We start from the raw sequence: 26,350 nt of genomic DNA on the forward strand, positions 1-26,350 counted from the left end.
AGGGTCTTCGTTAATCGGCCTGCAGGTACCAGTCGTACTCTTGTGGCGAGATCAGCCAGTCGAATTCGTCGTATTCCGCTTCCTTGCAAGCGGCGTAGAGCTTGGGATAGTCCGCGCCCAGGTACTGGGGGATGATCTCGGAAGCGAGGAGCTGCTCCAGTGCCCGGCGCGGACGCATGGGCAAGGCCTTATCGAAGCTCTCTCCTGCGTTGCCATCGTGCGGCGCGCCGGGATCGATGCGATTGACGATGCCGTGGTGAATGCCGGCGATCATGCTGGCCAGAGCCAGGTAGGGATTGGCATCGGCGCCGGCGACCCGGCTTTCGATGCGCCGTGCCTTGCCTGAGCCGATGGGCACGCGCATGGCGACCGAGCGGTTCTCGAAACCCCAGGAGCGGGTGATCGGCACAAAGATGTTCGGCTCGAAACGCCGGTAGGAGTTCACGTTCGGCGCCAGGAAGGCCATGGATTCGGGCAGCAGATCGAGCACGCCGCCGATGGCGTGGCGCAGAGTGTCGCTGGCTAGGGCTTCGCCGCCGTCGAAGACGTTGTTGCCCTCCTCGTCGTAGAGGCTGACGTGTAGGTGCAGGCCGCTGCCGGCTTCTTCGGGATAGGGCTTGGCCATGAAGGTGGCCTGATAGCCGTGCTTGCGGGCGACACCGCGCACCACCCGCTTGAAAAGCACGCAATGGTCGGCGGCCATGAGCGGGTAGGTCTCATGGCGCAGATTGATCTCGAACTGGCCGGGCGCGTACTCGGCACTGATCGCCCCAGTGGGAATGCCCTGGGCGTCGCAGGCATCGGTGATGTCTTCCAGCAGGTCTTCGAAGCCGTCCACCTGGTCCATGCCGTAGACCTGGGTGCCGCTCTCGCGCTTGCCCGTGAGGGGGGAGAGCGGTGGCTGCGGCCGCCGGCCCTCGGCCCGCTCCTTGTCCAAGAGATAGAATTCGAGCTCGAAGGCCACGACCGGGCGCAGGCCCAGTTCGCGCAGGCGGCCCAGCGCGCGCGCCAGAACGTTGCGCGGCTCGAAGGCCAAGGGCTGGTTCTTGCTGTCGGAGAAGGTCAGCAGCAGCTGCCCCAGCGGCCGCTTGGCCCAGGGCACGGGCTTGAGTGAGCCAGGAATTGGCCGGGCAATGGCGTCGGGATCGCCGTCGGAAAAGCCCTTGCCGCCGGGATCGTGACTCTGGCCGTTGGTGTCGAGCAGGAAGACCGACGCCGGGAAGGTGACGCCCGATTTCCAGACGCTCTTCAGGTCCTCGACCGGATAGCGCTTGCCGCGGATGACGCCGGAAAGATCGGCAAGCAGCAGGTCGATGGCGACGGTATCGGGATGGTCGGCGAGGAAGGCCGCGACCTCGGGGTGAAGTTCAGAGCTGCTGTCCGGCATGATACCCTGGAAGGACGTTGCGTATGCCGCATCATCCTTCGCCGCAGCGGTGCTGGCAATGTTAATGCAACGGCGGCAACGCAGCGGTGTTGGCCGCCGCCGCTGCGTTCAGCCGTTGGTGCGCGCCTTGTCCACCTCGCTCTCGGTCATGCGCGCGGGCGAAGGGATGCCTACCACGTTGTAGCCCGCATCGACGAAGTGAACCTCGCCGGTCACTCCGGCGGACAGCGGCGAGAGCAGGTAGAGCCCGGCCTTGCCCACCTCTTCCAACGCGACCGCGCGGTTGAGCGGCGCCTGGTCCCGGCTCCAGCCATAAGTGAAGCGGGCATTGGTGATGGCCGAGCCGGCCAGGGTGCGCATCGGGCCGGCCGAGAGCGCGTTCACCCGCTTTCCCTCGGAACCCAGGTCGGTGGCCAGGTAGCGCACGCTGGCTTCCAGGGCGGCCTTGGCGACACCCATGACGTTGTAGTTCGGCGTGACCCGCTGAGAACCGAGGTAGGAGAGGGTGAGCAGGCTGCCACCCTCGCGCAGCATCGGTCCGGCTGCGCGGGCCACCTCGGTGAAGGAGTAGCAGGAGATGGTGAGCGTCTGGGCGAAGTTGGCGCGCGTCGTGTCGAGGTAGCGCCCCTTCAGCTCCTCCTTGTCGGAGTAGGCGATGGCGTGCACGACGAAGTCGATCTCAGGCCAAACCTTGGCCAGCTCCTCGAAGGTGCCTTCCACGGCACCCGGCGCGGCAACATCGCATTCCAGCACGATGTCGCTGCCGATTGACTCGGCGAGCGGCCGCACCCGGCGGGCAAAGGCCTGCCCCTGAAAGGTGAATGCCAGCTCTGCCCCTGCTTCGTGCAAGGCCCGGGCAATGCCCCAAGCGATGGAGTGGTCATTGGCAACGCCCATCACGAGGCCGCGCTTGCCCGTCATCAAACCCATGAGTCTTGCCTTTCCGCTTCGTCTGCGCTGGCGCCGGGGGAGGAGAAGGTAAGGGGCATCCTCAGGACTGCAGGCGCCGGAAGGCGAGGCTGCAGTTGGTGCCCCCGAAGCCGAAGGAGTTCGAAAGCGCGCAGTCGATCCGCGCGTCTTCCGCGTTATTGGCCACGATCGGCACGCCCTCTGCCTCGGGATCGGGATTGACGATGTTGATCGAGGGCGCGATGAAACCCTCTTTCATCATCAGCAGCGTGTAGATGGCCTCGGTGACCCCGGCCGCACCCTGGGCGTGGCCGGTCATGGACTTGGTGGAGCTGACTTTAGGGGCTTTCGCGCCGAAGACCTCCTTGATCGCCCGCAGTTCCACACTGTCGCCCACCGGCGTCGAGGTGCCGTGGGCGTTGATGTAGTCAACGTTCGTGTCCTGCAGGTCCGCTGTCGCCAGCTTCATGCAGCGCACCGCACCCTCGCCGGAGGGTGCGACCATGTCGGCGCCGTCGGAGGTGGCGCCATAGCCCACCAGTTCGGCATAGATCGTGGCACCGCGCGCCTTGGCACGCTCCAGTTCCTCCAGCACCACCACGCCGCCGCCGCCGGTGATGACGAAGCCGTCCCGGTCGGTGTCGTAGGCACGGGAGGCAAGCTCCGGTGTGGCGTTGTGCTTCGAGGAGAGAGCGCCCATGGCGTCAAACAGCATCGACAGCGTCCAGTGCAGCTCCTCGCCGCCGCCGGCAAAGACCACGTCCTGCTTGCCGTACTGGATCAGCTCCGCGGCATTGCCGATGCAATGCGCGCTGGTCGAGCAGGCCGAGGAGATGGAGTAGCTGTGGCCCTTGATCTTGAAGGCGGTGGCCAGGTTGGCCGAGTTGGTCGAGGACATGCAGCGCGGCACCATGTAGGGCCCGATGCGCTTCACGCCCTTGCTGCGGGCGATGTCGGCCGCTTCCACCTGATTCGCGGTGGAGGGACCGCCGGAGCCCATGATCAGGCCGGTGCGCTCGTGACTGACGTCGCTCTCACCAAGGCCTGCGTCGGCGATGGCCTCCTGCATGGCGATGTAGTTGTAGGCCGCGCCTGCACCCATGAAGCGCAGCAGGCGGCGGTCGATGTGGTCCTCGAGCGCGATGTCGACCGAGCCTTTGACGTGGCTGCGAAAGCCCCGCTCGGCATAGTCATCGGCAAAGACGATGCCCGAGCGCCCGCCCCGCAGCGATTCAACCACTTCCTGACGATTGTTTCCGATGCTGGAGACGATGCCCAGGCCGGTGACGACGACGCGTTGCATGATACTCTAACCCCGTAGCTTGCGTTCAGCCGGTGCCCGCCGCGCAGGCGGCACGCGGTCCTTCAGGCTGCCTGCGCCGCGTCCTGGAACAGGCCGACCTTCAGATCCTTGGCTTCGTAAATGGTGTTGCCATCGGCTTTCAATACCCCGTCGGCAATGCCAAGCACGAGCTTGCGCATGATGACGCGTTTGAGATCCAGGTGATAGGTCACCTGCTTGACGTCCGGCAGCACCTGGCCAGTGAACTTGACCTCGCCGACCCCCAGCGCGCGGCCGCGACCGGGCGCGCCGAGATGTCCGAGGAAGAAGCCCACGAGCTGCCAGAGCGCATCCAGGCCCAGGCACCCGGGCATCACCGGATCGTTCTCGAAGTGGCAGCCGAAGAACCAGAGGTCCGGGCGCACGTCCAACTCGGCGATGATCTCGCCCTTGCCGTGAGTGCCGCCCTCGTCGCTGATGTGCGTGATGCGGTCGAACATCAGCATGGGCGGCAAGGGTAGCTGCGCATTCCCCGGGCCAAAAAGCTTGCCGTGGGCGCAGTCCAGCAGTTCCTGATAGGTGTAGCTTAGCTTCTTTTCGGTCACGGCCTCACCATAGGTGACTGGGTTGCGGAAGAAAAGCGACTGCCTTTCGCTCCATTGCTGCATGCCCGTTGAGGTCACCCGCGAGGGCCCCTGACGGACGTTGCGAATTGGGGAGAAAAGGGCCGCAGGATGCAAGAGCTAACCGCCGCGCCTGGGGAATCGAGCGTGGAGAAATACCTTCGACCCATTCCAATTTTCTCCCCAAGCGCATGAAAACCTCTTTCAATTTATGCTAAGCCGACTATATTCCAGCCATGTCCACGATGCGACCATACAGTGGCCTGATCGACCGCCTGAAGGCCGTCGGCCTGCGACCCACGCGGCAAAGGCTGGCCCTCAGCCGTCTCCTTTTCGAGGAAGACGGCTCGGCCGACCGTCATCGTCACGTGACTGCCGAGCAGCTTCACGGCGAGGCGCTGGACGGCGGCATCCGGGTGTCCCTGGCCACGATATACAACACGCTGAACCAGTTCACGCGTGCTGGCCTGTTGCGTGAAGTGGTGGTCGAGCCCGGCCGTTCCTACTACGACACCAATGTGGACGACCATCATCACTTCTACTTTGAGGGAAGCGGGCGCCTGCTCGACATTCCCGGCGAGAGCGTGCATCTCGACCGCCTGCCGGAAGCGCCCGAAGGGTCGAGCGTGCGGCGCGTCGACGTCATCATCCGTCTGAGCGACGAAGGCTGACGCCTGCCTCCGGCATTGCCGGGGGATCTCATTGATCATTCCTTGCCGACCAAAAGCTTGGAAGTGTGATTGGAACGCTTCTAAAGTGTTGACCTGAGCGGCTGTTCCTGCTTAACTATGATCACAACGCGTCACCGGTGGGGTCCCTTCTCGGGGCTTCGCAGCACGGCGCCGCAAAAAAGCCGAACCGGCATTTTCGAAGTTGATCAGGAAGGGAGAGATCAATGGCTGCGTTAAAGGGTTCCAAGACCGAGGCCAACCTGAAGGAAGCCTTCGCGGGCGAATCCCAGGCGAACCGCCGCTACCTCTATTTTGCACAGAAGGCCGACGTGGAAGGCTACAACGATGTGGCCACCGTGTTCCGTTCCACCGCTGAGGGTGAGACGGGTCACGCGCACGGTCACCTCCAATATCTCGAGGAAGTGGGCGACCCGGCCACCGGCGAGCCCATCGGCGACACCCCTCTGAACCTCAAGTCTGCCATCGCCGGCGAGACCCACGAGTACACCGACATGTACCCGGGCATGGCTCGTACCGCCCGTGAAGAGGGTTTTGACGAGATCGCGGACTGGTTCGAGACGCTGGCGAAGGCTGAGAAGAGCCACGCCGGTCGCTTCCAGAAGGCGCTCGACACGCTCGATTAATGGCGTGCAAGGCGGGGTCGGACCAGTCCGACCCCGCCTTTTTGCTTTAACCCCAATTGAAAGCGATGCCCTCCACCCGTTGTTGCTGGAGCAAGGCCTGCGCTTTGGGGTGAACTTTACTCAAGGTGCAGGGGAGATCGGCGATGCGCGAGGGCAGTCTGGATGCCCCGGTCCGGCATCCGATTCGATGGAACGACCCGGATTTCTACGACTGGGAAAAGATCAACGACGAGCTGGAGCGGGTGTTCGACATCTGCCACGGATGCCGGCGTTGCTTCAATCTCTGCGATTCCTTTCCCCTGCTGTTCGATCTGATCGACGATTCGCCCAGCGGTGAACTCGATAGCGTCGATCGCAGCGAATATAAGAAGGTCGTGGACGCCTGCACGCTCTGTGACATGTGCTTCATGGTGTCCTGCCCCTATGTGCCCCCGCACGAATTCGACCTCGACTTCCCGCACCTCATGCTGCGCTACCGCGCGGCCGAGCGGCACCATGGCCACAAGCTCGGCATGGAAGGCGAACTGACCAAGACCGACCGCAACGGCAAGCTTGCTGCCATCGCCCCCTGGCTCGCCAACTGGGCCAGCGAACGGAGCAATGGCCTGACGCGGCCGCTGCTGGAACGGGTCGCCAAGGTGGACCGCCAGGCCGACCTGCCGAAGTATCACGGCAAGCCTTTCATCAAGCAGGCGCGCAATCCCGAGACGGTGAACAGCGCGGCGCCGGCGGCCGGACGCAAGGCGGTGCTCTATGCCACCTGCTTCGTGAACTACAACAATCCTGACATCGGTGTGGCCACGCGCCGGGTCATGGCGCACAACGGCGTCGAGACCGAAGTGGTCTATCCGCGCTGCTGCGGCATGCCGCAGTTCGAGCAGGGCGAGGTCGAGAAGGTTGCGGAAGCGGCGCGCGAGATCGCCGGCGAACTGATCGGCTGGATCGAGCGCGGCTACGACGTCGTGGCCCTGACCCCGTCGTGCGCGCTGATGATGAAGTTCGAGTGGCCGCTGCTGCTGCCCGAGGACGAGACGATCAAGCGCGTCTCCCAGGCCACCTTCGACGTGACGGAGTACGTGGTCGACATCGCCAACAAGGAAGGCCTGGCCGAAGGGCTGCAGCCGCTGGACGGCGGTGTTGCCCTGCACATCGCCTGTCACGCCCGCGCCCAGAACATGGGCAACAAGGCGCGCGAGATGATGAAGCTGGTGCCGGAAGCCGAGATCAAGCAACTGCCGCGCTGCTCCGGCCACGGCGGGTCCTGGGGTGTCCTGAAGGGCAACTTCGAGACTGCGCTGAAGGTGGGCAAGCCGGTGGCTCGGGACACCTACAAGGCCGGCCACAAGTACGTGGCTTCGGAGTGTCCCCTGGCCGGGACGCACATCCTGCAAGGGCTGGAGCGGATCGACGCCGACACCGCGGCGGAAGATAAGAAGCCCGTGCCGAATCGCGCGCACCATCCCATCGAGCTGTTCGCGCGCGCCTACGGCTTGATCGATTGACCTTGCCTCAAGGAGGCCTGCCATGACGAAGAAGACCGAGATCACCCGCGACGACATCTGGCCGATGGAGCGCTACGAGGCGGAGCGAAAAGGCCTGCGCAAGCAGCTTGTCGAGCAAAAACGCAACCGACGCTGTGAGGTCGGACCGGTCTGCACCTTCTATTTTGAGAGCTACGAGACCATGTGGGCGCAGATCCACGAGATGCTCTACATCGAGAAGGGGGGCGAGGAGCAGATTGCCGATGAACTTTCCGCCTACAACCCGCTGATCCCTAAAGGCAACGAACTCTGTGCTACCGTGATGTTCGAAATCGACGATCCGGTGCGCCGCAAGGCCTTCCTGTCGCGCCTGGGTGGTGTGGAGGAGACGGCCTTCTTCGAGTTCGACGGTCATCGTGTGCTTGGAAAGCCGGAAGAGGACGTTGATCGCACCACCGCGGACGGCAAGGCGTCTTCGGTGCAGTTCATCCACTTCACCTTCACGCCTGAGCAGATCGAGGCCTTCAAGACGCCGGAAACGCGGGTGATCCTGGGGTTCAGCCACCCGCAGTACTCGCACATGGTGGTGCTGAACGAGGCCACGCGGGAGGCCCTGGCTGGCGATTTCGCTTGACCCGCGCGGTTCCTGCCCAATTCTGACACCTCGGTCCATGTGGATCCGAAGAGCGAACCAGCGGCAGGGCGGGGGTCTGGCACTTGGCGACGGCGGGACGGGAGGCAGCAGCACGGCTGACGACGGACCGCGACGGTTCGCAGTTGCGGCTGCTGTTTGCCGGAAGCTGGACCACTGCGAATCTCGCTGATCGCGAAGCCGAACTCGACGGAACTTTGAACCGCCGCGCGCTCGCCGGGGTCGAGCGTGCCGTCTTGTCCTTGGACCAGGTCACCCACTTCGACACGGCGGGAGCCTGGGCGACGCTGCGTACCGCGCGGCGACTGCGCGATGCCGGGGTTGAGGTCGCCATCGAGGGTGCCGGGGCGGATCGTCAGCGCCTACTGGAGGCGGTGGAGCAGACTGAGCCCGCGCCCTCGCCGCCGCGCGGCCTGCGCTTTCCGCTCAGTTTCCTGGCCAATTTGGGCAAGCTCACTCTGACCCTGGGCGCCGATGCCCGGGCTCTTACGGGCTTTCTCGGGCTGACCACCCTGGTTTTTCTGCGGGCGCTGCTGCGACCCTCGCGCATCCGCTTTACGTCCCTGATCCACCATATGCAGAAGACCGGTGTCGACTCGCTGCCCATCGTCGGACTGCTGGCCTTTCTGATCGGCGTGGTGCTGGCCTATCAGGGGGCAGATCAATTGGCGCGATTCGGCGCGCAGATCTACACCGTCAACCTGCTCGGCATCTCGGTCCTGCGGGAGATGGGCATCCTCATCACGGCGATCATCGTGGCCGGGCGCTCCGGCAGTGCCTTCACGGCGCAGATCGGCACGATGAAGGTGAACCAGGAAATCGACGCCATGCGCACCATCGGCCTCGATCCCGTCGAGGTCCTGGTCTTGCCGCGGGCCCTGGCGCTGGTGCTGGTGATGCCGCTGCTCACCTTCTATGCCAACATCATGGCGATCCTGGGCGGCGGTCTGATGGTGTGGGTGCTGCTGGGAATCGACCCGGCCGCCTTCGTGCGCCAGCTCCACCAGTCTCTCAACGTGGAAGCCCTTCTGGTCGGCATGATCAAGGCGCCGGTCTTTGCCTTCGTCATCGGCCTTGTCGGCTGCTTCGAGGGTTTGCGCACCGGCGGCAACGCGGAATCCGTTGGCACCCAGACCACCAGGGCAGTTGTGGAGGCCATTTTCCTCGTCATCGTCCTCGACGCCTTCTTCTCCGTGTTCTTTTCAGTGATCGGAGTCTGAGCGGTGGAGCAGGATCCCGCCATCCGCATCAAAGGCTTGCTGACCCAGTTCGGCAGCAACGTGATTCACAAGGATCTGGACCTGAACGTGCGCCGCGGTGAAATCCTCGGGCTCGTCGGCGGCTCCGGCAGCGGCAAGTCGGTGCTGATGAACACCATCATCGGCCTGCGCAGGCCCAATGCGGGCAGCATCGAGGTTCTGGGCCAGAACGTCGACCAAGCGAACTCCGCGACCCTCAAGTGGCTCAGCAGTCGCTGGGGCGTGCTGTTTCAGGATGGGGCGCTCTTCTCCTCCCTGACGGTGCGGCAGAACGTGGAAGTGCCGCTGAAGACCCACACCGAACTCTCCGAACACGCCTGTGCCGAGCTGGCGGAAATCAAGGTGGGGCTCGCCGGGCTGCCCCCTGATGCTGCACACAAGTATCCCAGTGAGCTCTCCGGTGGTATGCGTAAGCGGGCGGGCCTGGCGCGCGCACTGGCGCTGGATCCGGACATCCTGTTTCTGGACGAACCGACTGCGGGATTGGATCCCATCGGGGCGGCCAGTTTTGACAGCCTGGTGCAGGAACTGCAGCGTGCACTGGGCCTCACCATCCTGATGGTGACGCACGATATGGATTCGCTTTACACCGTCTGTGACCGTGTGGCGGTTTTGCTGGACCGGCGCATCAAAGTGGGGACGATTGCGGAACTGATGGAAGACTCCCACCCTTGGATAGCCGAGTACTTCGGCGGACCCCGTGGCCGCGCCGCTGCCGATGCGCGCCGGCGGGTGACCGATGGCCGGAAAACCTGAGCCATGGAAACCCGTGCAAACCATGTGCTGGTGGGCCTTTTCGTGCTGCTGCTCGGCATCGGTGCCATCGCCTTCGCGATCTGGATCGCCGCCCTGCAGGCGGACCGCCAGGTCAACAGCTACCTGCTGGTCTTCGACGGCGCGGTGACCGGTTTGTCGACCGGCAGCTCGGTCAACTACGAAGGCGTACCGGTCGGTCAGGTGATGAACATCGATCTCAGCGCGCGTGACCCGGGTCGGGTGAGGGTGACGATCTCGATCGATGCGGATACGCCGGTGCGCCGGGATACGGTTGCCACCCTGGAACTGGCTGGTTTGACCGGCGGCCGCTACGTCCAGCTCAGTGGCGGCAGCGCCGACGCACCGCTGCCGCGCCGGCAGAACGGCGAGACGCTGCCGCAGCTCCAGACGCGGGCATCGCCTATCGAACAGGTGCTGGCCGGCGCGCCCGACATCATCACCGCGCTCAACTCCATTCTGCTGCGCACCGAGGCGATTCTCAGCGAGGAAAACACGCGCAACGTGGAAGTGATCCTGCAGGAAGGGGCCGCGACCATGGGCAATATCAACGACACCAGCGCCGTGGTCGCCGACCTGGCGCGGGACCTGCGTAGCGAACTGGGTGTGATCATGCCCAAGCTCGAGAGTACCTTCACGGCTGTGGAGGGCGTGGCCACCAACATCGACGCCGCCAGCCGCGAAGCGCAGCCTACTCTGGCCGAGTTCCGGCAAGCCGCTCGCTCGGTAGACCGACTCGCCAACGATTTGAACGGTCTGGTGGAGGAAAACCGCCGCCCGCTCTCCGACTTCACCAATTCGGGTCTTGGCGAGCTTTCCAGCCTGCTGGGCGAGCTGCGGAGGCTTGCCGGCAATCTGAACCAGATATCCAATGACCTGCAGAGCAATCCCGCCGGCTTCCTCCTCGGCGTTCCCCCCGACGGCTACAGGCCCAGCAATGACTGACCGACTTCCCGTACGGCCCCAGCGCCGCCTCCTCTTTCGCTCCCTGGCCGCCGCCCCACTGCTTCTGCTGGCAGGCTGCGGCGGCCTGGTCGGACGCGATCGTGACAGCGATCGTCAGGTATTCGCCCTGAACGACGTTCAACCTCCGACCGGTACACCGGTTTCCTGGCAACTGGCAATCGACGAGCCGGCGACACCAGCGATGCTGAACCGAGCGCGCATCGCCCTGCAGCGGGCCGATGGCCAGTTCGACTACTTTGCTGATGCGAGCTGGAGCGACAGGCTGCCGTCGCTCGCGCGCCTCGTGCTTATCCAGTCCTTCTCCAACAGCGGACGGATCCTGGGCCTGGCAGAGGACACCTTGACCCTGCGCGCCGACTATCAGCTCAGGTCCTCTCTGCGCGCCTTCCAGGCCCATTACAGGCAACAGGGTGAGCCTCCGGAAGCCGTGGTGGCCGTCGGCGTTCAACTTGTGCGCCTGCCGGAGCGGGTTGCCGTCGACGCGCGGGTGTTCGAACGCCGCCGGCCGGCGCAGCGCGACTCCCTCTCGGCCATAGCGGGGGCGCTGGACGCTGCTTTTTCTGAGGTGCAGCAGGAACTGGTCGGCTGGGCGCTGACCTCTGGAAGTCGCGACTACGCCTCGCGCCGCTGAACGAAGTCTTCCAGGTCGGCGAAGAGATCCTCATCGTTGATGATGCGCGGCACTTTGTTTTGGCCGCCCAGCTTGCCGCGCTGTTTCATCCAGGCCGCGAAGCCGCCCGGACCAACCAGTCTGATCTCCGGCTCTCCCATGCCCACACCGCCGCTGCGGTGAGCGCGATAGTCGTCATTGAGACGTGACAGCTCTTCATCCAGCACCGCGGAGAAGCGCTGTAGGGCGCCTGGGGCCGGTGAAGCGGCAAACTCCACGTAATAGCGATGGCATCCCAGCACCTCGCCATCGGCGCGCGGGTGAACGGCACCCATGGCGTAGTCTGTGATGTCAGCGCCGATCGCTTCCGCGGCAGCGGTGACCGCGGTTTCGATTTCCTCGGCGATCAGGTGTTCGCCGAAGGCCGACATGCCGTATGCCGTGCGCCCGGTGATCAGCAGGCGCGGCGGATCGGTTTCGATGAAGCGCACCGTATCGCCCAGGATGTAGGACCAGAGACCGGCCGGGGTGGTCATCACCACCGCGTAATTCACCCCCGGCTCCAGATTGCCGACCCAGTGCCGTTTCGGCTGCTCGGCGTTCAGCTCTTCCAGGGGCACGAATTCGTAGAAGACGCCATGATCGAGGTTCAGCCGCAGGCCTTCGCCTTCACCGCGGTCGGCCACGGCGATGAAGGCCTCGCTCGCGGCATAGACCTCGCGCAGTTCGGCGTGGGAGCCGGCGAGCATCTCCTCGAAGCGGTGGCGATAAGGGCCGAAATTCACGCCGCCGTGCACCAGGAGCTCCAGCTCCGGATAGGGATTGGCCGCGCTGTCGCCTCGCAGGGCGCGCACCCGCTCCAGAAGGATGAGCAGCCAGCTCGGTACGCCCGCCAGTACCCGAATCCGTTCCTCCAGAGAGGCCTGGGCCAGGCGCTCCAGCTTCTCTTCCCAGTCGGCCAGCAGCGCCAACTCACGCTCGGGGAAGGAGAAGGGGCGGCCCCAGACCGGCAGGGTGTGCGTGATGATGCCGCTGAGATCGCCGCTGTAGACCCCCGGCGCTTCCTCCACCAGTTCGGTGCTGCCGCCCAGCATGAAGGATTTGCCGGCGAAGAGACGCGATTGGGGGCGCGCAGCGAGGTGGAAGGCGATCACGTCCAGTCCGGAGCGTGTGTTGTTGCTCAGGATGGGCCTGGTCAGGGGAATGTACTTGGTGCGCCCGCTGGAGGTGCCCGAGGTGACCGCAAAGTAGGGAATGCGGCCGGGCCAGGTGGCATTCTCTACCACCGGGAAGGCTGGCTCCCAGTATTCCTTCCAAAAGTCTTCGTAGCTGCGCAGCGGCACCCGCTTCTGGTACTCGCTGACGGTGAGGTCGGGGGTGAGCCCATGCGCGCGTCCGAAGCGTGTTCCTGCACCGAGCCTGAGCAGGCTGCGCAGGATCTTCTGCTGCGTTTCTGCTGCGTTGAGCGTACGCAGCTGCTTCAGCCGCCGGCGCCCGAGGAGCCGGAACAGCGGCGTTACGTCGATCACCGGCCCGGCTCCAGGCTCTGTCTCTGCACGGTGACGGCCTCCACGCCCTCCGGCGTCAGGGGAAGCTGCAGGTACTCCCCTTCCAGCCAGAGCGGGATCTGGTCGTCGAAATGGGCGCTGCCCAGCCACCCGTCCTGACCCCCGAACAGCACCGCCCAGGTGGCGTCGGGATCGGCCATGTCGGCCAGGAAGCGCGACTGAGAACCATAGCGGGCGCTGTGACGCTCGTTGGTGAGCCCGTGGGCGGTCTTCATCGGCGTTTCCCGCGAGCCGCCGATGGGCCAGTCGCCATAGGTGAAGAAGCGCCCGATCACCGGCGCGTTGGCCAGGGGATGGGACGCGCGCAGCCGATGCATGTCGCCCCAGGTTTCGAAGTCTTCGGCATCCTCCGCGGCGGCCGCAAGCGCCCGGCTCAGTGCGGCTTTGCGTTCGGCATTCGGCATGGCGGCCAGGTCGCGCTCCAGGAAGACGACGAGGAAGTTCCACTCGTTCACCACCTCCGCCAGATCGTCGCCGGCTTCCTCGCCCAGGCCGTTGATCTGCGGCAGCAGGTGGTAGAGCAGCAGTTCAAAGGCCACCGGAGCCGGCGAGTGGGCGGCATAGTCGCCGTCCCAACCGCGCAGGCGGGACAGGAAGTCCTCGTGCTCGCTGCTCTCGGGCAGGGTGTCGATGGCCGCGAGCAGCGCCGCCGCCAGGCGTTCGGCCGCGAGCGAACGGGTGTCTCGCTGCAGGGCGGCCAGGTCTTCCAGGCTGGTGCGCTCCTGGCCGGCGAGGATCTGCTGCAGGCGCTCGACCCGCTCCGAAGGGCTGAAGAAATAGCCCACCTTGATGCCGTCCTCGGTGGGGCGGTTGTTGGCCGACGCGAGGAAACCCTCCGGGGGATTGAGCGACCAGGGCAGGTCGCGCACGTCCAACAAGCCCTGCCAATGGGTGGAAGGGTCGCTTGCATCCAGCACCAGGTCTTCCGGCGGGAACTGTTCTCGCTCTGGCAGCACCAGGGCCATGATCTGTCCGATGTTGCCCTGAGTGTCCGCGAAGAGCATGTTCTGCGGCGAAAGGCCGAAGCCGGCAAAGGCCTCGCGGAAGCTTTCCGGCGTGTCGGCGCGCATGGCCCGCAGCATGGCGCTCAACTCGTCGGTGTTCTCATGCCCGACCCAGCGCAGCGCCAGGGTCTCGTCGGCGCCGTTGGTGATCATCTCCGCATCGGTGATCACCGGCCCGAAGGGCGTGGTGCGGACCTCTCGCTTGGCAGAGAACCAGAAGCGCTGGCCGATGTGCGTCTCCTCCACTTCGAACGCCTCCTCCGGCAGGCCGGAGACGTCGTAGAGGTCGCTGCCGGCGGCGCGCATGTGTGTGCCGCTCCAGGCCATTGCCGGCGTGCGCCCGAGCGCGACGAAAGGCAGGCCCGGCACCATCATGCCCACCGCGTGGTAAGAGGGGGACTTGATGCCGGCCAGCAGCCAGAGGTTTGGCAGGAAGAGCCCCAGGTGCGGGTCGCCAGCCAGCAATGCGCCGCCGCTGGCGCTGCGTTCCGGGGAGACCACCACCGTGTTCGAGCCGGAGCGGCTCTCTCCGGCCAGCACCTCGCTGAGGAGCGCGGTTTGGGTGTTCTGTCGGAAGCTGGCGGTGCCGTTTAGCCCGGCCTCCAGAGTGCGCTGCCAGAGTTCCATGAATCCCGGATCGCCCCGCGCGCCCAACAAAGCAAAGTAGGCCAGCCAGTTGACGTCGGTGCCGGCCATGCGGCCGATACGCAGCAGGTCCTGCGGTGTCCAGGGCTCGTCCGACAGCGCAAGCAGGCCCGCCTCCGGTGGAGGAGTTGTCTGTTGCGCCTGATAGTGGTTGAGGCCGTGGGTGAAGGCCTGCAGCCAGTCACGGGTTTCCTGCGGCATTTCGGCCCAGATCTCATCAACCGCCCTGCCGAAGTCGAGGATGCGTAAGGCATGGTCGATGTCGCTGGTCAGTGGGCCTGCGGTTTCGGAAAGGCGCCCGCTCGACAGGCGGCGCAGCATCCCCAGTTGCGCGCCGCGCAGGTGCGCATGCACCAGTCCCAGGCTGAAGGCCAGGTCGCGATCCGTCTCGGCTTCGATGAAAGGCACCATCTCGGCCGACCAGCTGATGGTGACGGCACTTTCGAGGGGCAGATCCTCGGTGGGGAAGCTGGCAAGCCGCGTCTGGCGGTCGACCTCGCCCGGCCACAGCGCGCTGCAGCCGCCGAGCAGCAGCAGGAGAGCGAGCAGAAACGGAAAAGGGCGCAGGCCGAGCGTCGCAGTCACGGGATCTCCGATGAGCTCCGGCGCCCGGCGGGCTGCCGGGGCGTTGCTGGTACCAGCAAAGATGGGTCCGGCCCTGTGCCAGTCAACCGGTCTCGCCCGCGGTTTCCTCCGCCCTTCTCAGGCGCGCTTGAGTTCGCTCAGCAGGGAGAGCTGCGGCGAGTTGGGATTCTCCCGGTCGGTCAGGCGGGTGGGATAGTCCCCGGTGAAGCAGGCGTCGCAGAAGGCAGGCTGTCCCGAATCCCGGCCGGGCCGGCCCATGGCGCGGTAGAGGCCGTCCATGGAGATGAAGGCCAGGCTGTCCACGTCCAGGTGCCGGGCGATCTCCTCGACAGACATCTGCGCAGCGAGCAATTGGCCGCGTTCGGGCGTGTCGACCCCATAGAAGCACGGATCGGTGATCGGCGGGGAGGCGATGCGCATGTGCACTTCCGTCGCGCCGGTGGCGCGGACCATCTGCACGATCTTGCGCGAGGTGGTGCCGCGCACGATGGAGTCATCGACCAGCACCACGCGCTTGCCTTCCAGCATGGGGCGATTGGCGTTGTGCTTCAGCTTGACGCCGAGGTTACGGATTTCCTGGCCGGGCTCGATGAAGGTCCGGCCGACGTAGTGGTTGCGGATGATACCGAGGTCGAAGGGCAGCTTCGATTCCTCGGCGAAACCCAGGGCCGCCGGCACGCCGGAGTCCGGCACGGGCACCACCAGATCAGCCTCGGGCAGACTTTCGCGCGCCAATTCGCGGCCGATGGCCTTGCGGGCCTCATAGACCGACGTGCCCTCGATCACCGAGTCCGGACGGGCGAAATAGATGTACTCGAAGACGCAAAAACGCTGCCGGTTGCCGCTGGTCACGCGGATTGAGCGCGGCTCGCCCTGGCCCAACACGACCATCTCGCCGGGGTCGACGTCGCGGACGAACTCGGCTCCCATGATGTCGAAGGCGCAGGTTTCCGAGGCGAAAAGCCAGGCATCCCCCAGTCGACCCAGCACCAGCGGCCGCACGCCCAGGGGGTCGCGCACGCCGATGACGGCATCGTCGGTCATGGCCACCAGGGAATAGGCGCCTTCCACCAGTGCCAACGCGCCCAGCATGCGGTCGATCAGGTTGCTGCCGGCCGAGGTGGCGATCAAGTGGATGAAGACCTCGGTATCGGAGGTGGACTGGAAGATCGCGCCGCGGGTGACCAGTTCGCGGCGAAGCGTGGTGGCGTTGGTCAGGTTGCCGTTGTGGGCCAGCGCGAAACCGCCCAGAGACAGGTCTGCAAACAGCGGCTGCACGTTCCGCAACAGGGTGTCGCCGGTGGTGGAGTAGCGATTGTGGCCGATGGCGGCGTGGCCCACCAGGCGGGACATCACCGCTTCGCTGCTGAAGATATCGCCCACCAAGCCCAGTTCGCGGTGCGCGTTAAAGCGCTGACCGTCGAAGGTCACGATGCCGGAGGCTTCCTGTCCACGATGCTGCAGCGCATGCAGGCCGAGGGCAGCGTGGGCGGCCGCATCGGGATGGCCGTGGATGCCGAAGACGGCGCATTCCTCGTGGACCCGGTCGTCGTCAAAAGGCAGACCAGGCTGCGGCTCAGGGGTAAAGCGTGACGCGGGCATGTGCCTCAGTTTCCTTCCCGGATCGAATCCAGCAATCGATCCATCTCACGGCGTGGCAAGTCGTCGTAGCCGGCAGCCCCCTCGGTGGCTTCGCCGTTGCCGGCCGCTTGAGGGGTGGGTTGCAGGGGCGGCAGGCGGAAATCAATCACCTCGCCGTCGCCGTTCGGTTGCTCCAGGGCATCCTCGATCCGCAGTTCGGCCGGGACCAGGGTGCGAATGTAGTCGGCGCCGGTTTCGACCAGGGGCAGGGCGCGCGCTTCCTGAAGCCAAGCAGGGTGCTCATCTGCCGGCATGAGCCAGGACACTCCCAGCCAGATCAGGCAGACGATCACCACCCCACGCAGCAAGCCGAAGACGACGCCGAGCGTCCGGTCGAGAAAGCCCAGGCTGCTGTCCTGGACCCGTCGCCCGATCATGCGCGAGATGATCGACAGCAGGATCAGCGCCACCAGGAAGATCGCGACGCCCGCGCCGATATCGGCAAGCAGTTCGATCGCGATCATATCCCGGGCAATCTCCTGCACCGGAGCGAAGAACCACAGGGTCGCAAAAACCGCGCCGATCCAGGCACCGATGCCGAGAACCTCGTTGACGAAGCCGCGGGAGAAGGCGAGCAGCGCTGAAAGCAGCAGCACCACCAGAATAATCAAGTCGGTGACGTTTATCGGCAGCCAATCCATGGCCGGGCATCGCTCCTATCAGGCTTTGTCTGCACCGCCGCCGGCGGCAATGCGCGCCACCAGATCCTGAAGGTGGCTCATCTCCTCCAACCGGATCCCTTCCGGCGGAGACAGACGCCGTCCGCGGCGCGGCGGCAGCAGGGCGCTGGCAAAGCCCAGCTTGGCGGCCTCCTTCAGCCGAACCTCGCTCTGGCTGACTGCCCGGATCTCGCCCGACAGGCCGATTTCGCCAAACACCACGCATTCCTCGGGTACGGGCCGGTCGCAGGCGCTGGATACCAGCGCGGCGGCCACCGCAAGGTCCGCTGCCGGCTCTCCGATGCGCAGTCCACCTGCAATGTTCAGATATACGTCCTTCCCGGCCATCACAAGCCCGCAGCGCGCTTCGAGCACCGCAAGGACCATGGCCAGCCGGCCGCTGTCCCAGCCCACCACGGTGCGCCGCGGCGTGCCCAACGGCGATGGGGACACCAGAGCCTGGACTTCCACCAGCAGCGGGCGCGTGCCCTCTAAGCCGGCAAAGACCGCTGCACCGGCGATATTGCCGCGCCGCTCGGCCAGGAAAAGCTCGGAGGGGTTGGCGACCTCCATCAGTCCGCCGTCGGTCATCTCGAAGACGCCGATCTCGTCGGTCGGGCCGAAGCGGTTCTTTGTAGCACGCAAGATGCGGAACTGATGGCCGCGCTCGCCTTCAAAGGTCAGCACGCAGTCGACCATGTGTTCCAGCACCTTCGGGCCGGCGATCATGCCGTCCTTGGTGACATGGCCGACCAGCAGTAAGCAGAAGCCCCGGCGCTTGGCGACCCGCACCAGTTCCTGGGCGCTGGCGCGCACCTGTGCCACCGTACCCGGGGCGGATTCCAGGGCATCGACATGCATGGTCTGGATGGAATCGATGATCACCAGACGCGGCGCATCGGGGCGGTCGAGCGAGGCGACGAGGTCGCGCACGGAGGTGGCGGCCGCCAAGCGCACCGGCGCCTTGGACAGGCCCAAACGTGCGGCGCGCAGGCGCACCTGCTCCACGGCCTCTTCACCGGAGACGTAGATCGCTTCATTGCCGGCCGCGAGCGCGGCCGCGGCCTGCAGAAGCAGGGTCGATTTGCCGATGCCGGGGTCGCCGCCCACCAGCACAGCCGAGCCGGGGACCAGGCCCCCGCCGCACACGCGGTCGAACTCGCCGATGCCGGAGACCAGGCGCGGTGCCGGTTTGCTTTCGCCCTCCAGGTCGACGAACTCGACCTTGCGTCCGCTGCGTTTGGGGCCCTTGGCCAGGCCGCCGGGTGTGCCTTCGGGCGCCGCTTCCTCAACGATCGAATTCCAGGCGCCGCAGGCTTCGCAACGGCCGGCCCAACGGCCGGAGACCGCGCCGCAGGATTGACAGACGTAAGTGCTGCGGGCGCGGGCCATCACTGGGCAACCTGAATTGGGCCGTCGATTTCTCCGGCTACGAACTGCTCGACGAAGGCGTTGCCCTCGCGCTCGATGGCGTCCATCGGGCCCTGCCAGACGATCTCGCCCTTGTAGAGCATGGCGATGCGATCGGAGATACGCCGGGCGCTGTCCATGTCATGAGTGATGGTCAGTCCGGTGGCGCCGAGATCCGTGACACACTGGCGGATCAGCCGGTCGATCAGGTCGCCCATGATGGGGTCGAGGCCGGTGGTGGGTTCGTCGAAGAAGAGGATCTCAGGACGAACGGCAATGGCGCGCGCGAGCCCGACGCGCTTGCGCATGCCGCCGGACAGCTCGGCCGGCGAAAGATCGGCCACCTCCGCGTCCAGACCCACGTCTGCCAAGCGCTCGAGGGCCAGATCGCGTGCTTCCTTGCGGCTCATCCGCTCGTGCTCCAAGGGCACGAAGGCCACGTTCTGCCAGACCGGCAGGGAATCGAAGAGGGCTGCGTTCTGGAACAGCATGCCGATGTGGCTGCGCATCTCGTCCAGTGCCGCGCCGCGCAGGCCCACCGTTTCCTTGCCGTCGATCAGAATGGAGCCGGCGTCCGGCGGCAACAGCCCGAGGATGCACTTTAGCAACACCGATTTGCCGGAGCCGGAGCCGCCGATGATGACCAGCGATTCCCCCTTGGCGATGTCCAGGTCCACGCCATTGAGCACGTGATTGTCGCCGAAGGACTTCTTCAGTCCGCGAATGCGGATCTTGGGCTGGTCCTGGCTGGCCGCGGTCATCCGAAAAAGAGTCCGGTGATCAGGTAGTTGAAGCAGAGGATGAGGATCGAAGCCGAGACCACGGCATTGGTGGTCGCGGTGCCCACGCCTTGAGCGCCCCCGCGCGAGTGATAGCCGTGGTAGCAGCCCATCAGCGTGATCAGGAAGCCGAAGGCCGCCGCCTTGACCAGGCCCGAGAGCACGTCCTCCAGTTCCATGAAGTCATAGGTGTTCTGAAGATAGGCCTGGGGGTTGAAGCCGAGCTGGCCGGTAGAAACGAGATAGCCGCCCAGCACGCCGATGATGTCTGCGGTCAGCACCAGCAGCGGCAACATGGTCACGCCCGCGATCACCCGCGGCACGATCAGATACTTGAAGGGATTGGTGGCCAGGGTGACGAGCGCGTCGATCTGCTCCGTCACCCGCATGGTGCCGATTTCTGCTGCCATGGCGGCGCCGATCCGGCCGGCGACCATCAGGCCGGCCAGCACCGGCCCCAGCTCGCGGGTGATCGAGACCACCACGACGTTCGGGATGGCGCTCTCGGCCGAAAAGCGGGCAAAGCCGGTGTAGCTCTGCAGAGCCAGCACCATGCCGGTGAAGATCGCGGTGAGACCGACCACGGGGAGGGAGTAGTAGCCGATCTCGATCATCTGCCGGCCGATCAGCCGCGGATACCAGGGGCCGCGCAGGCAGTGCCACAGCGTCAGCCCGGCAAAGAGCGAGAGGCGGCCGGCGGTTTCGAGAAAGGATAGGAAAGCGCGCCCAAGTGGCGTCAGAAGAGGAACCACGCCTAGTCGTCCCGGTAGATGCGATGAGAGCGCCGGCCGAGGGACGTCAGGATCTCATAGCCGATGGTGCCGGCCTGTTCCGCCAAATCATCCACTCCCTGTTGAGGACCCAGCAGGTCCACCAGATCGCCGGGGCGGAGCCGGTCCTCGGGCAGATCGCTGATGTCCACAGTCACCACGTCCATCGACACCCGCCCGGCCAGCGGCAGGCGCTGACCGTCATACCACGCGAAACTGCGTCCCGACAGGCAGCGCAGGAAGCCGTCGGCATAACCCAGGGCGATTGTTGCGATGCGGCTGGGGCGCGGGGCCCGGAAGCTGGCACCGTAGCCAACGGCCCTACCTGGGTCAATCGAGCGGATCTGCAGCACTTTTGCTTGCAAGTGAACCACTTGGCGCATGGGGTTGGGCTTGCCGGGTACTGGATTGACCCCGTAGTGCGCCGCCCCGGGCCGCCCGAGATCGAAGTGGAAAACCTGACCGAGGAAGATCCCAGAGGAGTTGGCGAGACTGGCCGGGGCCGCCGGGAGACGCTCGCGCGCCCAGCGGAAGCGCTCGAGTTGCTCGGCGTTTTGGGCATGAGTGGGCTCATCTGCGCAGGCGAGATGGCTCATGATCAGGCAGGTCTCGATGCCCGCCAGGCGCTGCGGCTCCGCGGCAAGGCATTCTACTTCGCTGTCGGGAAGCCCCAGCCGGCTCATGCCGCTGTCGGTCTGCAGTGCGGCGGGCAGGCTTTTGCCCAGACTGCGCGCCTGTGCAGACCAACGCTCGACCTCCTCAAGGGAATTGAGCACCGGGATGAGGTCGGATTCGACATAGTCGGGCTCTGCTCCGGCGAAGAGGCCGCCGAGCACGTAAATCTGGGCCTCCTGCAGGCAGCGGCGCAGGCGCAGCCCCTCGTCGGGCAGGGCCACGAAAAAACTGCGCGCCCCGGCCTGCCAGAGTGCCGAAGCGGCCTGTTCCAGGCCGAGGCCGTAGCCATCCGCCTTCACAACCGCCGCACAGGGCACGGCTCCCAGTTCCTGCTGCAGGCGTTGATGGTTGGCGCGCAGCGCCCCAAGGTCGATGGTCAGGATCGCCCCGGCGCGGGCCGCGGCACGGTCAATGGGCATCGGGCAGGTACTCGTCGGCTATGTAGTCGCCGAAGCGGGTGGTGTCGCCGTCGAAGGTCAGCTTGCGGATGCCGATGGGGCCGTGACGCTGTTTGGCGACGATCACCTCGGCCAAACCGTAAACCTCTTCGCAGCGCTGTTTCCACCGCTCGTAGCGTTCGTGATACTTCTCGTCATTCTCGTTCTCGCGGCGCATGGGCTCCGCACGCTCGAGGTAGTACTGCTCGCGATAGACGAAGAGCACCATGTCGGCGTCCTGTTCGATCGAGCCGGACTCGCGCAGATCCGAGAGCTGAGGGCGCTTGTCCTCGCGCTGTTCCACCTGGCGGCTGAGCTGCGACAGGGCGATGACCGGCACGTCCAGTTCCTTGGCGATGGCCTTCAGGCCGCGGGTGATCTCTGAGACTTCCTGCACACGGCTGTCGCTCTTGCCCCCTCCGGGCACGGTCATGAGCTGGAGGTAGTCGACCACAATGAGGCTGAGGCCGTGCTGGCGCTTGAGGCGGCGGGCCCGGGTGCGCAGCGCCGGTACGGAAATGGCCGGCGTGTCGTCGATGAACAGGCGCAGCGCCTGCAGTTCACGCGCCGCGTCGAAGACCTTGTCGAAGTCCTCCTGAGTGATGGCGCCCTTGCGCAAGGAATCGGAGCGTACGCCCGATTGTTCGGAGAGAATGCGTCCGGCGAGCTGCTCCGCCGACATTTCCAGGGAGAAGAAGGCGACCGTCTCTGGTTCTTCAAAGCTCTGGCCATCGGGCCCACGCTCCAGCCGACGCGACTTGGCCACGTTGAAGGCGATGTTGGTGGCGAGCGCCGTTTTGCCCATGGACGGCCGGCCCGCGAGGATGATCAGGTCGGAGCGGTGCAGGCCGCCCAACAGCTTGTCGATCTCGGCGAAATGGGTCGCCAAACCTGCCAGCGCGCCGTCGCGGCGATAGGCGGCTTCGATCAGCGTGACGGCTTCGGTCAGCGCACCGGAGAAGGGCTGCAGGCCGCCTTCTGCCAGACCGGTTTCCGCGAGACTATAAAGTCGCTGCTCCGCCTGTTCGATCTGGTTTGTGGCCGCGCTGTCCGGGTCTTGTTCGTAGGCAGACTCGTCGATGTCCTGCGCGAGGGCGATGAGCTCTCGCCGCAAGAAGAGGTCGTGGATCAGGCGGCCGTAGTGGCGGACGTCCGGGTTGACCGGCGCTGCCTGTAGTTCGGCGAGATAAGCCGCACCCCCAACGTCCGCCAGACCGCCGTCCTGATCGAAGAAGCCCTTGAGCGTGATGGCGTTGGCGAGTTGCCCGCGCTCGATCAGCTTGCCGCAGGCGCGATAGATCCGCTCATGTGCCCCATCGGCGAAGTGCTCGGGCAGGAGAAAGTCGGACACCTTCTCATAGGCATGGTTGCTGTGCAGAATTGCGGCCAGGAGCGCCTGCTCCGCCTCCAGATTGTGTGGGGGCAGGCGCTGGAGGGCGGATTCCTCCTCGGATGCGACGAACTGAAGGCGCTGTGTGGGTTCCATGGCCCGAGACTAGCAGGTGGAAGCCGGAAAGGGACGCGGTGAATCAGGTGGAAAGCGGGGAAAACCTGAAAAGCCGTTTAATATCAGCCTGTTAAGAATGACCTGTTACAGGACTGGTCCGCGTTCCGGCGGTCCATCCACCAGGAAGCCCGTGATGTAGTCGAAAGCGTCCTCCACCGAGTCGGTGGGATGGAAGAGGGCGAGGTCCTTCTCATTGACCGTGCCGTGGCGCACAAGCGCCTCAAGGTTGAGGACCTCGGACCAGAACTGCTTGCCGAACAGCACGATGGGCATGCGCTTCTTCATCTTCAGAGTTTGCATCAGGGTCAGCAGTTCGAACATCTCGTCGAGCGTGCCGAAGCCGCCTGGCATGATCACCACGGCCTTGGCCATGTAAGTGAACCAGAACTTCCGCATGAAGAAGTAGTGGAACTCGAACGACAGTTCCGGCGTCACGTAATGGTTCTCGAACTCCTCCACGGGAATGGAGATCGTCAGGCCGATGGAGCGGCCACCCGCCTCGTAGGCGCCCCGGTTTGCTGCCTCCATGATGCCGGGCCCGCCGCCGGTGCAGACCACGAAGCGACCCGGATCGCCGGGCAGCGCCAGGGACCATTCTGTCAGTTTGCGGGAGAGTTCCCGAGTGGCCTCGTAGTAGATCGCCAACTCGCGCAGGCCCTCGTGATCGCGCGCGCTGCCGTCCTCGATGCTGGCTTGCGAAGGCACCCGCGCGGAGCCGAAAAAGACAATGGTGTCGAGGATGCCATTGCGGTCAAAGCGATCGAGCGGCTCGTGAAATTCCGATAGAATGCGCAGCGGTCGGCCGGCCCGGCTGTTCAGGAACTCGCTGTTGGCATAGGCCTTGGGGGCCTTGGTGGTGGGGGTGTCATCAGTCATTGGGGCAGGTTACCCGTAAGTTGTGGTGAAGTTGGGGCAGATGATCCCCTTGTGCTGACGGATCAGCAGCCTCGGGCCGCCGGCCAGGCAGTGTTGATCACCTCGCGGTGGGGCAGCAGCCAGCCCTCGATGGCATAGCCCAGACCGCTATTGCCGCACCATTTGCCGCGTCCGTCCAGCCATTGGCGCTGGTGATAGGCCTCCAGCACCGCGGCCAGGATCTCCTCGCCATCGAGGTCGTCGGGAAAGAGCGTCGAACGCTTGCACTGCCGGCCGGGCGCATTCGGCTGGCAGACGCGGGCGACGTAGATGCCGTGCGCATCGCGTGGCCGCAGGACCTTGTCGATCTCCGCTTCCCCCGGTGTTGCTTCCCCGAGGGTGGCGTGGAAGCCGACGGCGTCGCCCCGGCGGTTAATCTCGCCGCAGAACAGGTGGGTGAGATTGACCGGCGGCGTGGTCTCCGACCAATGGGGCGCCTCGCTGGTGCAGTCAAAAGCCCGCACCGGCGCACTCAGCGTCACGAGGAGCAGGCAGAGAGTAAGGAGCGAGCCGGAGCGCACGGGTTTCGATCCCACATAAGCAGAGGAAGGCCGACCGAAGGTTCGGCCCGGCTTCCGGCCTTGGCCAGCTGCCTCAGGCACTGTTACATAAACGCATACGGGAGACAGTCACAAGACGGCGGAAGGAGCAGGGCGGTGAACCCCTTTGAACAGGATCTTGATCGCAATTCAGCCAACTATGTCCCCCTTTCGCCGCTGTCGTTCCTGCCCCGCACAGCGGCGATCTATCCTCAACGCACGGCAGTGGTGCACGGACGCACCAGCTTCACCTGGGCGGAGGCCTATGAGCGCTGTCGCCGTCTGGCCTCGGCACTGGCCGATCTGGGGGTGAGCAAGGGCGATACGGTGGCCGTCATGGCGCCGAACACGCCGCCGATGTGGGAGGCACATCACGCAGTGCCCATGCTGGGTGCTGTGTTGAACGCGCTCAACGTGCGCCTCGATGCCCGAACCATCGCCTTCATCCTGGCGCATGGCGAGGCGAAGGTCCTGATCACCGACACCGAGTTTCACCCGACCATCTCCGAGGCCCTGAAGTTGCTCGGCCGCGACCTTCCCGTGATCGACATCGACGATCCGCAAGGCCCCGGTGGGGAGCGGCTGGGTCAGGTGGAGTATGAAGACTTCCTGGTCGGCGGTGATCCCGACTATGCCTGGGACCTGCCCGAGGACGAGTGGAATGCCATCGCCCTCAACTACACCTCCGGCACCACCGGCGACCCAAAGGGCGTCGTTTATCATCATCGCGGCGCCTACCTGAACGCGCTGGGCAATGCCATGGTCTGGAGCCTGCCGCCGCACCCGGTCTACCTCTGGACCCTGCCGATGTTCCACTGCAACGGCTGGTGCTTTCCCTGGACGATCACGGCCGTGGCCGGCACTCATGTCTGCCTGCGGCGGGTCGAAGCCAAGGCCATATACGATGCCTTCGCCGACCATGGGGTGACGCATCTCTGTGGGGCGCCCGTCGTCATGCAGCTCATCCTCGGCGTGCGGCCGGAGGATCGGCGGGACTACGGACAGAAAGTGCAGATGATGACGGCCGCCGCCCCGCCGCCGGCCTCGGTGCTCGCCGCCATGGAGGAGCAGGGGATCGAGATCACCCACGTCTACGGGCTGACCGAGGTTTACGGGCCGGCCGTGGTCTGCGCCTGGCACGACGACTGGAGCGCGCTCTCCATTGAGGAGCAGGCGGAACTCAAGGCGCGTCAGGGGGCGGCCTATCCGGTGCTGGAGCAGCTGATGGTCGGCGATCCGGAGACCCTGGAGCCCGTGCCGGCCGATGGGCAGACCATGGGCGAGGTCTTCATGCGCGGCAACATCGTGATGAAGGGCTACTTCAAGAACCCTTCGGCCAGCGAGCGGGCTTTCGCCGGCGGCTGGTTCCACAGCGGCGACCTGGGTGTGGTGCACCCCGACGGCTATGTGCAGCTCAAGGACCGCTCGAAGGACATTATCATCTCGGGCGGGGAGAACATCTCCTCCATCGAAGTGGAGGATGTGCTCTACAAGCATGCCGCTGTGGCGGCGGTTGCCGTGGTGGCCAAGGCAGACGAACGGTGGGGCGAAACCCCTTGCGCCTTCGTCGAACTGAAACCCGGCGCAACGGTCGAGGCCGAAGAGCTGATCGCCTTTTGCCGCGAGCGGCTCGCACACTTCAAGTGTCCGCGCCATGTGGTCTTCGGCGAATTGCCCAAGACCTCTACCGGCAAAATTCAGAAATTCACTCTGCGCGACCGCGCCGGCCAGCTTTGAAGCAAGGCCGGCGCCGTGCGCTTAGATCAGGCTGAACCAGACTTAGGCGGTGCTATGGCCGTTGCTGAGGCTGGAAATGGTATCTTTGAGCTTAAGTTTCTCCCTCTTCAGTTCATGCAATCGAGCCTCGTCGGGATGGGGCCGCGCGCGTTCCTCGCTGATGGTCTGCTCAATACGGGCATGCTTGTCGCGGAGCATCTCGATGTGCGGTTCGATCATAT

General features: G+C 65.2%; 24 protein-coding genes and 1 pseudogene. 9 read left to right on the top strand and 16 right to left on the bottom strand.

Annotated elements, in window-relative coordinates; translation table 11 throughout:
* Positions 1-10: 10 nt before the first annotated feature.
* The 4 genes from P2G67_RS01025 to fabA form a co-directional block, all read right to left on the bottom strand.
* Positions 11-1,387 carry a glutamine synthetase family protein gene (locus P2G67_RS01025; RefSeq protein ID WP_275819145.1) on the bottom strand — a complete coding sequence of 459 codons (1,377 nt, stop codon included), beginning with the start codon at positions 1,385-1,387 and terminating at the stop codon, positions 11-13.
* 108 nt (positions 1,388-1,495) lie between these two features.
* Positions 1,496-2,308: an enoyl-ACP reductase FabI gene (locus tag P2G67_RS01030; protein WP_322099625.1), complete on the bottom strand. Its 813-nt coding sequence runs from the start codon at positions 2,306-2,308 to the stop codon at positions 1,496-1,498.
* Positions 2,309-2,378: 70 nt separating this feature from the next.
* A complete protein-coding gene (fabB, locus tag P2G67_RS01035; RefSeq protein WP_275819148.1) occupies positions 2,379-3,599 on the bottom strand; it encodes a beta-ketoacyl-ACP synthase I in 1,221 nt (406 codons plus the stop codon).
* Between the two features lie 62 nt (positions 3,600-3,661).
* Positions 3,662-4,261, bottom strand: a complete 600-nt coding sequence (gene fabA / locus P2G67_RS01040; protein ID WP_322099616.1) for a 3-hydroxyacyl-[acyl-carrier-protein] dehydratase FabA — start codon at positions 4,259-4,261, stop codon at positions 3,662-3,664.
* A gap of 176 nt (positions 4,262-4,437) precedes the next feature.
* On the opposite strand from fabA, the gene irrA reads away from it, so the two are divergent.
* The 8 genes from irrA (at position 4,438) to P2G67_RS01080 (ending at position 11,279) form a co-directional block, all read left to right on the top strand.
* The gene (gene irrA / locus P2G67_RS01045; protein WP_322099617.1) at positions 4,438-4,872 is read left to right on the top strand and encodes an iron response transcriptional regulator IrrA; all 435 of its coding nucleotides are present in this window, start codon (positions 4,438-4,440) and stop codon (positions 4,870-4,872) included.
* 224 nt (positions 4,873-5,096) lie between these two features.
* On the top strand, positions 5,097-5,516 hold the full coding sequence (locus tag P2G67_RS01050) for a rubrerythrin family protein (RefSeq protein ID WP_275819152.1): 420 nt from the start codon (positions 5,097-5,099) through the stop codon (positions 5,514-5,516).
* 143 nt (positions 5,517-5,659) lie between these two features.
* The gene (locus P2G67_RS01055) at positions 5,660-7,018 is read left to right on the top strand and encodes a heterodisulfide reductase-related iron-sulfur binding cluster (RefSeq protein WP_275819154.1); all 1,359 of its coding nucleotides are present in this window, start codon (positions 5,660-5,662) and stop codon (positions 7,016-7,018) included.
* Positions 7,019-7,040: 22 nt separating this feature from the next.
* Positions 7,041-7,631, top strand: coding sequence for a DUF3501 family protein (locus P2G67_RS01060; RefSeq protein ID WP_275819156.1), 591 nt, complete (start codon positions 7,041-7,043; stop codon positions 7,629-7,631).
* A gap of 83 nt (positions 7,632-7,714) precedes the next feature.
* Positions 7,715-8,869: an MlaE family lipid ABC transporter permease subunit gene (locus P2G67_RS01065; protein ID WP_275819158.1), complete on the top strand. Its 1,155-nt coding sequence runs from the start codon at positions 7,715-7,717 to the stop codon at positions 8,867-8,869.
* A 3-nt stretch (positions 8,870-8,872) separates the two neighbouring features.
* Complete coding sequence (locus tag P2G67_RS01070) at positions 8,873-9,664, top strand: ABC transporter ATP-binding protein (RefSeq protein WP_275819160.1); 792 nt, start codon at positions 8,873-8,875, stop codon at positions 9,662-9,664.
* 3 nt (positions 9,665-9,667) lie between these two features.
* On the top strand, positions 9,668-10,627 hold the full coding sequence (locus P2G67_RS01075; protein WP_275819162.1) for an MlaD family protein: 960 nt from the start codon (positions 9,668-9,670) through the stop codon (positions 10,625-10,627).
* Positions 10,620-11,279, top strand: a complete 660-nt coding sequence (locus tag P2G67_RS01080) for an ABC-type transport auxiliary lipoprotein family protein (protein WP_275819164.1) — start codon at positions 10,620-10,622, stop codon at positions 11,277-11,279. The genes P2G67_RS01075 and P2G67_RS01080 overlap by 8 nt, the downstream gene beginning before the upstream one ends.
* Here P2G67_RS01080 and P2G67_RS01085 read toward each other — a convergent pair.
* The 11 genes and pseudogenes from P2G67_RS01085 to P2G67_RS01135 all read right to left on the bottom strand — a co-directional run bounded on the left by P2G67_RS01085 (position 11,261) and on the right by P2G67_RS01135 (position 24,374).
* Positions 11,261-12,787 (bottom strand): GH3 family acyl-acid amido synthetase, encoded by a 1,527-nt coding sequence (locus tag P2G67_RS01085; RefSeq protein ID WP_275819166.1) that lies wholly within the window; start codon positions 12,785-12,787, stop codon positions 11,261-11,263. The two genes, P2G67_RS01080 and P2G67_RS01085, sit on opposite strands and share 19 nt — an antisense overlap.
* Complete coding sequence (locus P2G67_RS01090) at positions 12,784-15,060, bottom strand: penicillin acylase family protein (RefSeq protein ID WP_275819168.1); 2,277 nt, start codon at positions 15,058-15,060, stop codon at positions 12,784-12,786. Before P2G67_RS01090 ends, P2G67_RS01085 begins: the two co-directional genes overlap by 4 nt.
* Positions 15,061-15,177: 117 nt before the next feature.
* On the bottom strand, positions 15,178-16,662 hold the full coding sequence (purF, locus tag P2G67_RS01095) for an amidophosphoribosyltransferase (RefSeq protein WP_275819170.1): 1,485 nt from the start codon (positions 16,660-16,662) through the stop codon (positions 15,178-15,180).
* A gap of 5 nt (positions 16,663-16,667) precedes the next feature.
* Entirely contained in the window at positions 16,668-17,342 is a 675-nt protein-coding gene (locus tag P2G67_RS01100) for a CvpA family protein (protein WP_275819172.1), read from the bottom strand.
* 18 nt (positions 17,343-17,360) lie between these two features.
* The gene (gene radA, locus P2G67_RS01105) at positions 17,361-18,752 is read right to left on the bottom strand and encodes a DNA repair protein RadA (protein ID WP_275819174.1); all 1,392 of its coding nucleotides are present in this window, start codon (positions 18,750-18,752) and stop codon (positions 17,361-17,363) included.
* Positions 18,752-19,531, bottom strand: a complete 780-nt coding sequence (locus P2G67_RS01110; protein WP_275819176.1) for an ABC transporter ATP-binding protein — start codon at positions 19,529-19,531, stop codon at positions 18,752-18,754. The genes radA and P2G67_RS01110 overlap by 1 nt, the downstream gene beginning before the upstream one ends.
* On the bottom strand, positions 19,528-20,301 hold the full coding sequence (locus P2G67_RS01115) for an MlaE family ABC transporter permease (RefSeq protein ID WP_275819178.1): 774 nt from the start codon (positions 20,299-20,301) through the stop codon (positions 19,528-19,530). The genes P2G67_RS01110 and P2G67_RS01115 overlap by 4 nt, the downstream gene beginning before the upstream one ends.
* Positions 20,288-21,413: pseudogene (gene alr / locus P2G67_RS01120) on the bottom strand (alanine racemase); the annotation flags it as partial. The pseudogene alr and the gene P2G67_RS01115, both read right to left, overlap by 14 nt.
* Positions 21,403-22,917: a replicative DNA helicase gene (locus tag P2G67_RS01125; protein ID WP_275819182.1), complete on the bottom strand. Its 1,515-nt coding sequence runs from the start codon at positions 22,915-22,917 to the stop codon at positions 21,403-21,405. The gene P2G67_RS01125 and the pseudogene alr, both read right to left, overlap by 11 nt.
* A gap of 105 nt (positions 22,918-23,022) precedes the next feature.
* Complete coding sequence (locus P2G67_RS01130; protein ID WP_275819184.1) at positions 23,023-23,814, bottom strand: LOG family protein; 792 nt, start codon at positions 23,812-23,814, stop codon at positions 23,023-23,025.
* Positions 23,815-23,876: 62 nt separating this feature from the next.
* Positions 23,877-24,374: an EndoU domain-containing protein gene (locus tag P2G67_RS01135; protein ID WP_275819186.1), complete on the bottom strand. Its 498-nt coding sequence runs from the start codon at positions 24,372-24,374 to the stop codon at positions 23,877-23,879.
* Positions 24,375-24,509: 135 nt separating this feature from the next.
* On the opposite strand from P2G67_RS01135, the gene P2G67_RS01140 reads away from it, so the two are divergent.
* Entirely contained in the window at positions 24,510-26,129 is a 1,620-nt protein-coding gene (locus P2G67_RS01140) for an acyl-CoA synthetase (RefSeq protein ID WP_275819188.1), read from the top strand.
* Positions 26,130-26,171: 42 nt separating this feature from the next.
* Here P2G67_RS01140 and P2G67_RS01145 read toward each other — a convergent pair whose 3' ends face one another.
* Positions 26,172-26,348, bottom strand: coding sequence for a YdcH family protein (locus P2G67_RS01145; protein WP_275819190.1), 177 nt, complete (start codon positions 26,346-26,348; stop codon positions 26,172-26,174).
* Positions 26,349-26,350 lie beyond the last annotated feature (2 nt).

This window comes from Aquibaculum arenosum (assembly GCF_029222965.1).
Classification (GTDB): Bacteria; Pseudomonadota; Alphaproteobacteria; order Kiloniellales; family DSM-21159; genus Aquibaculum; species Aquibaculum arenosum.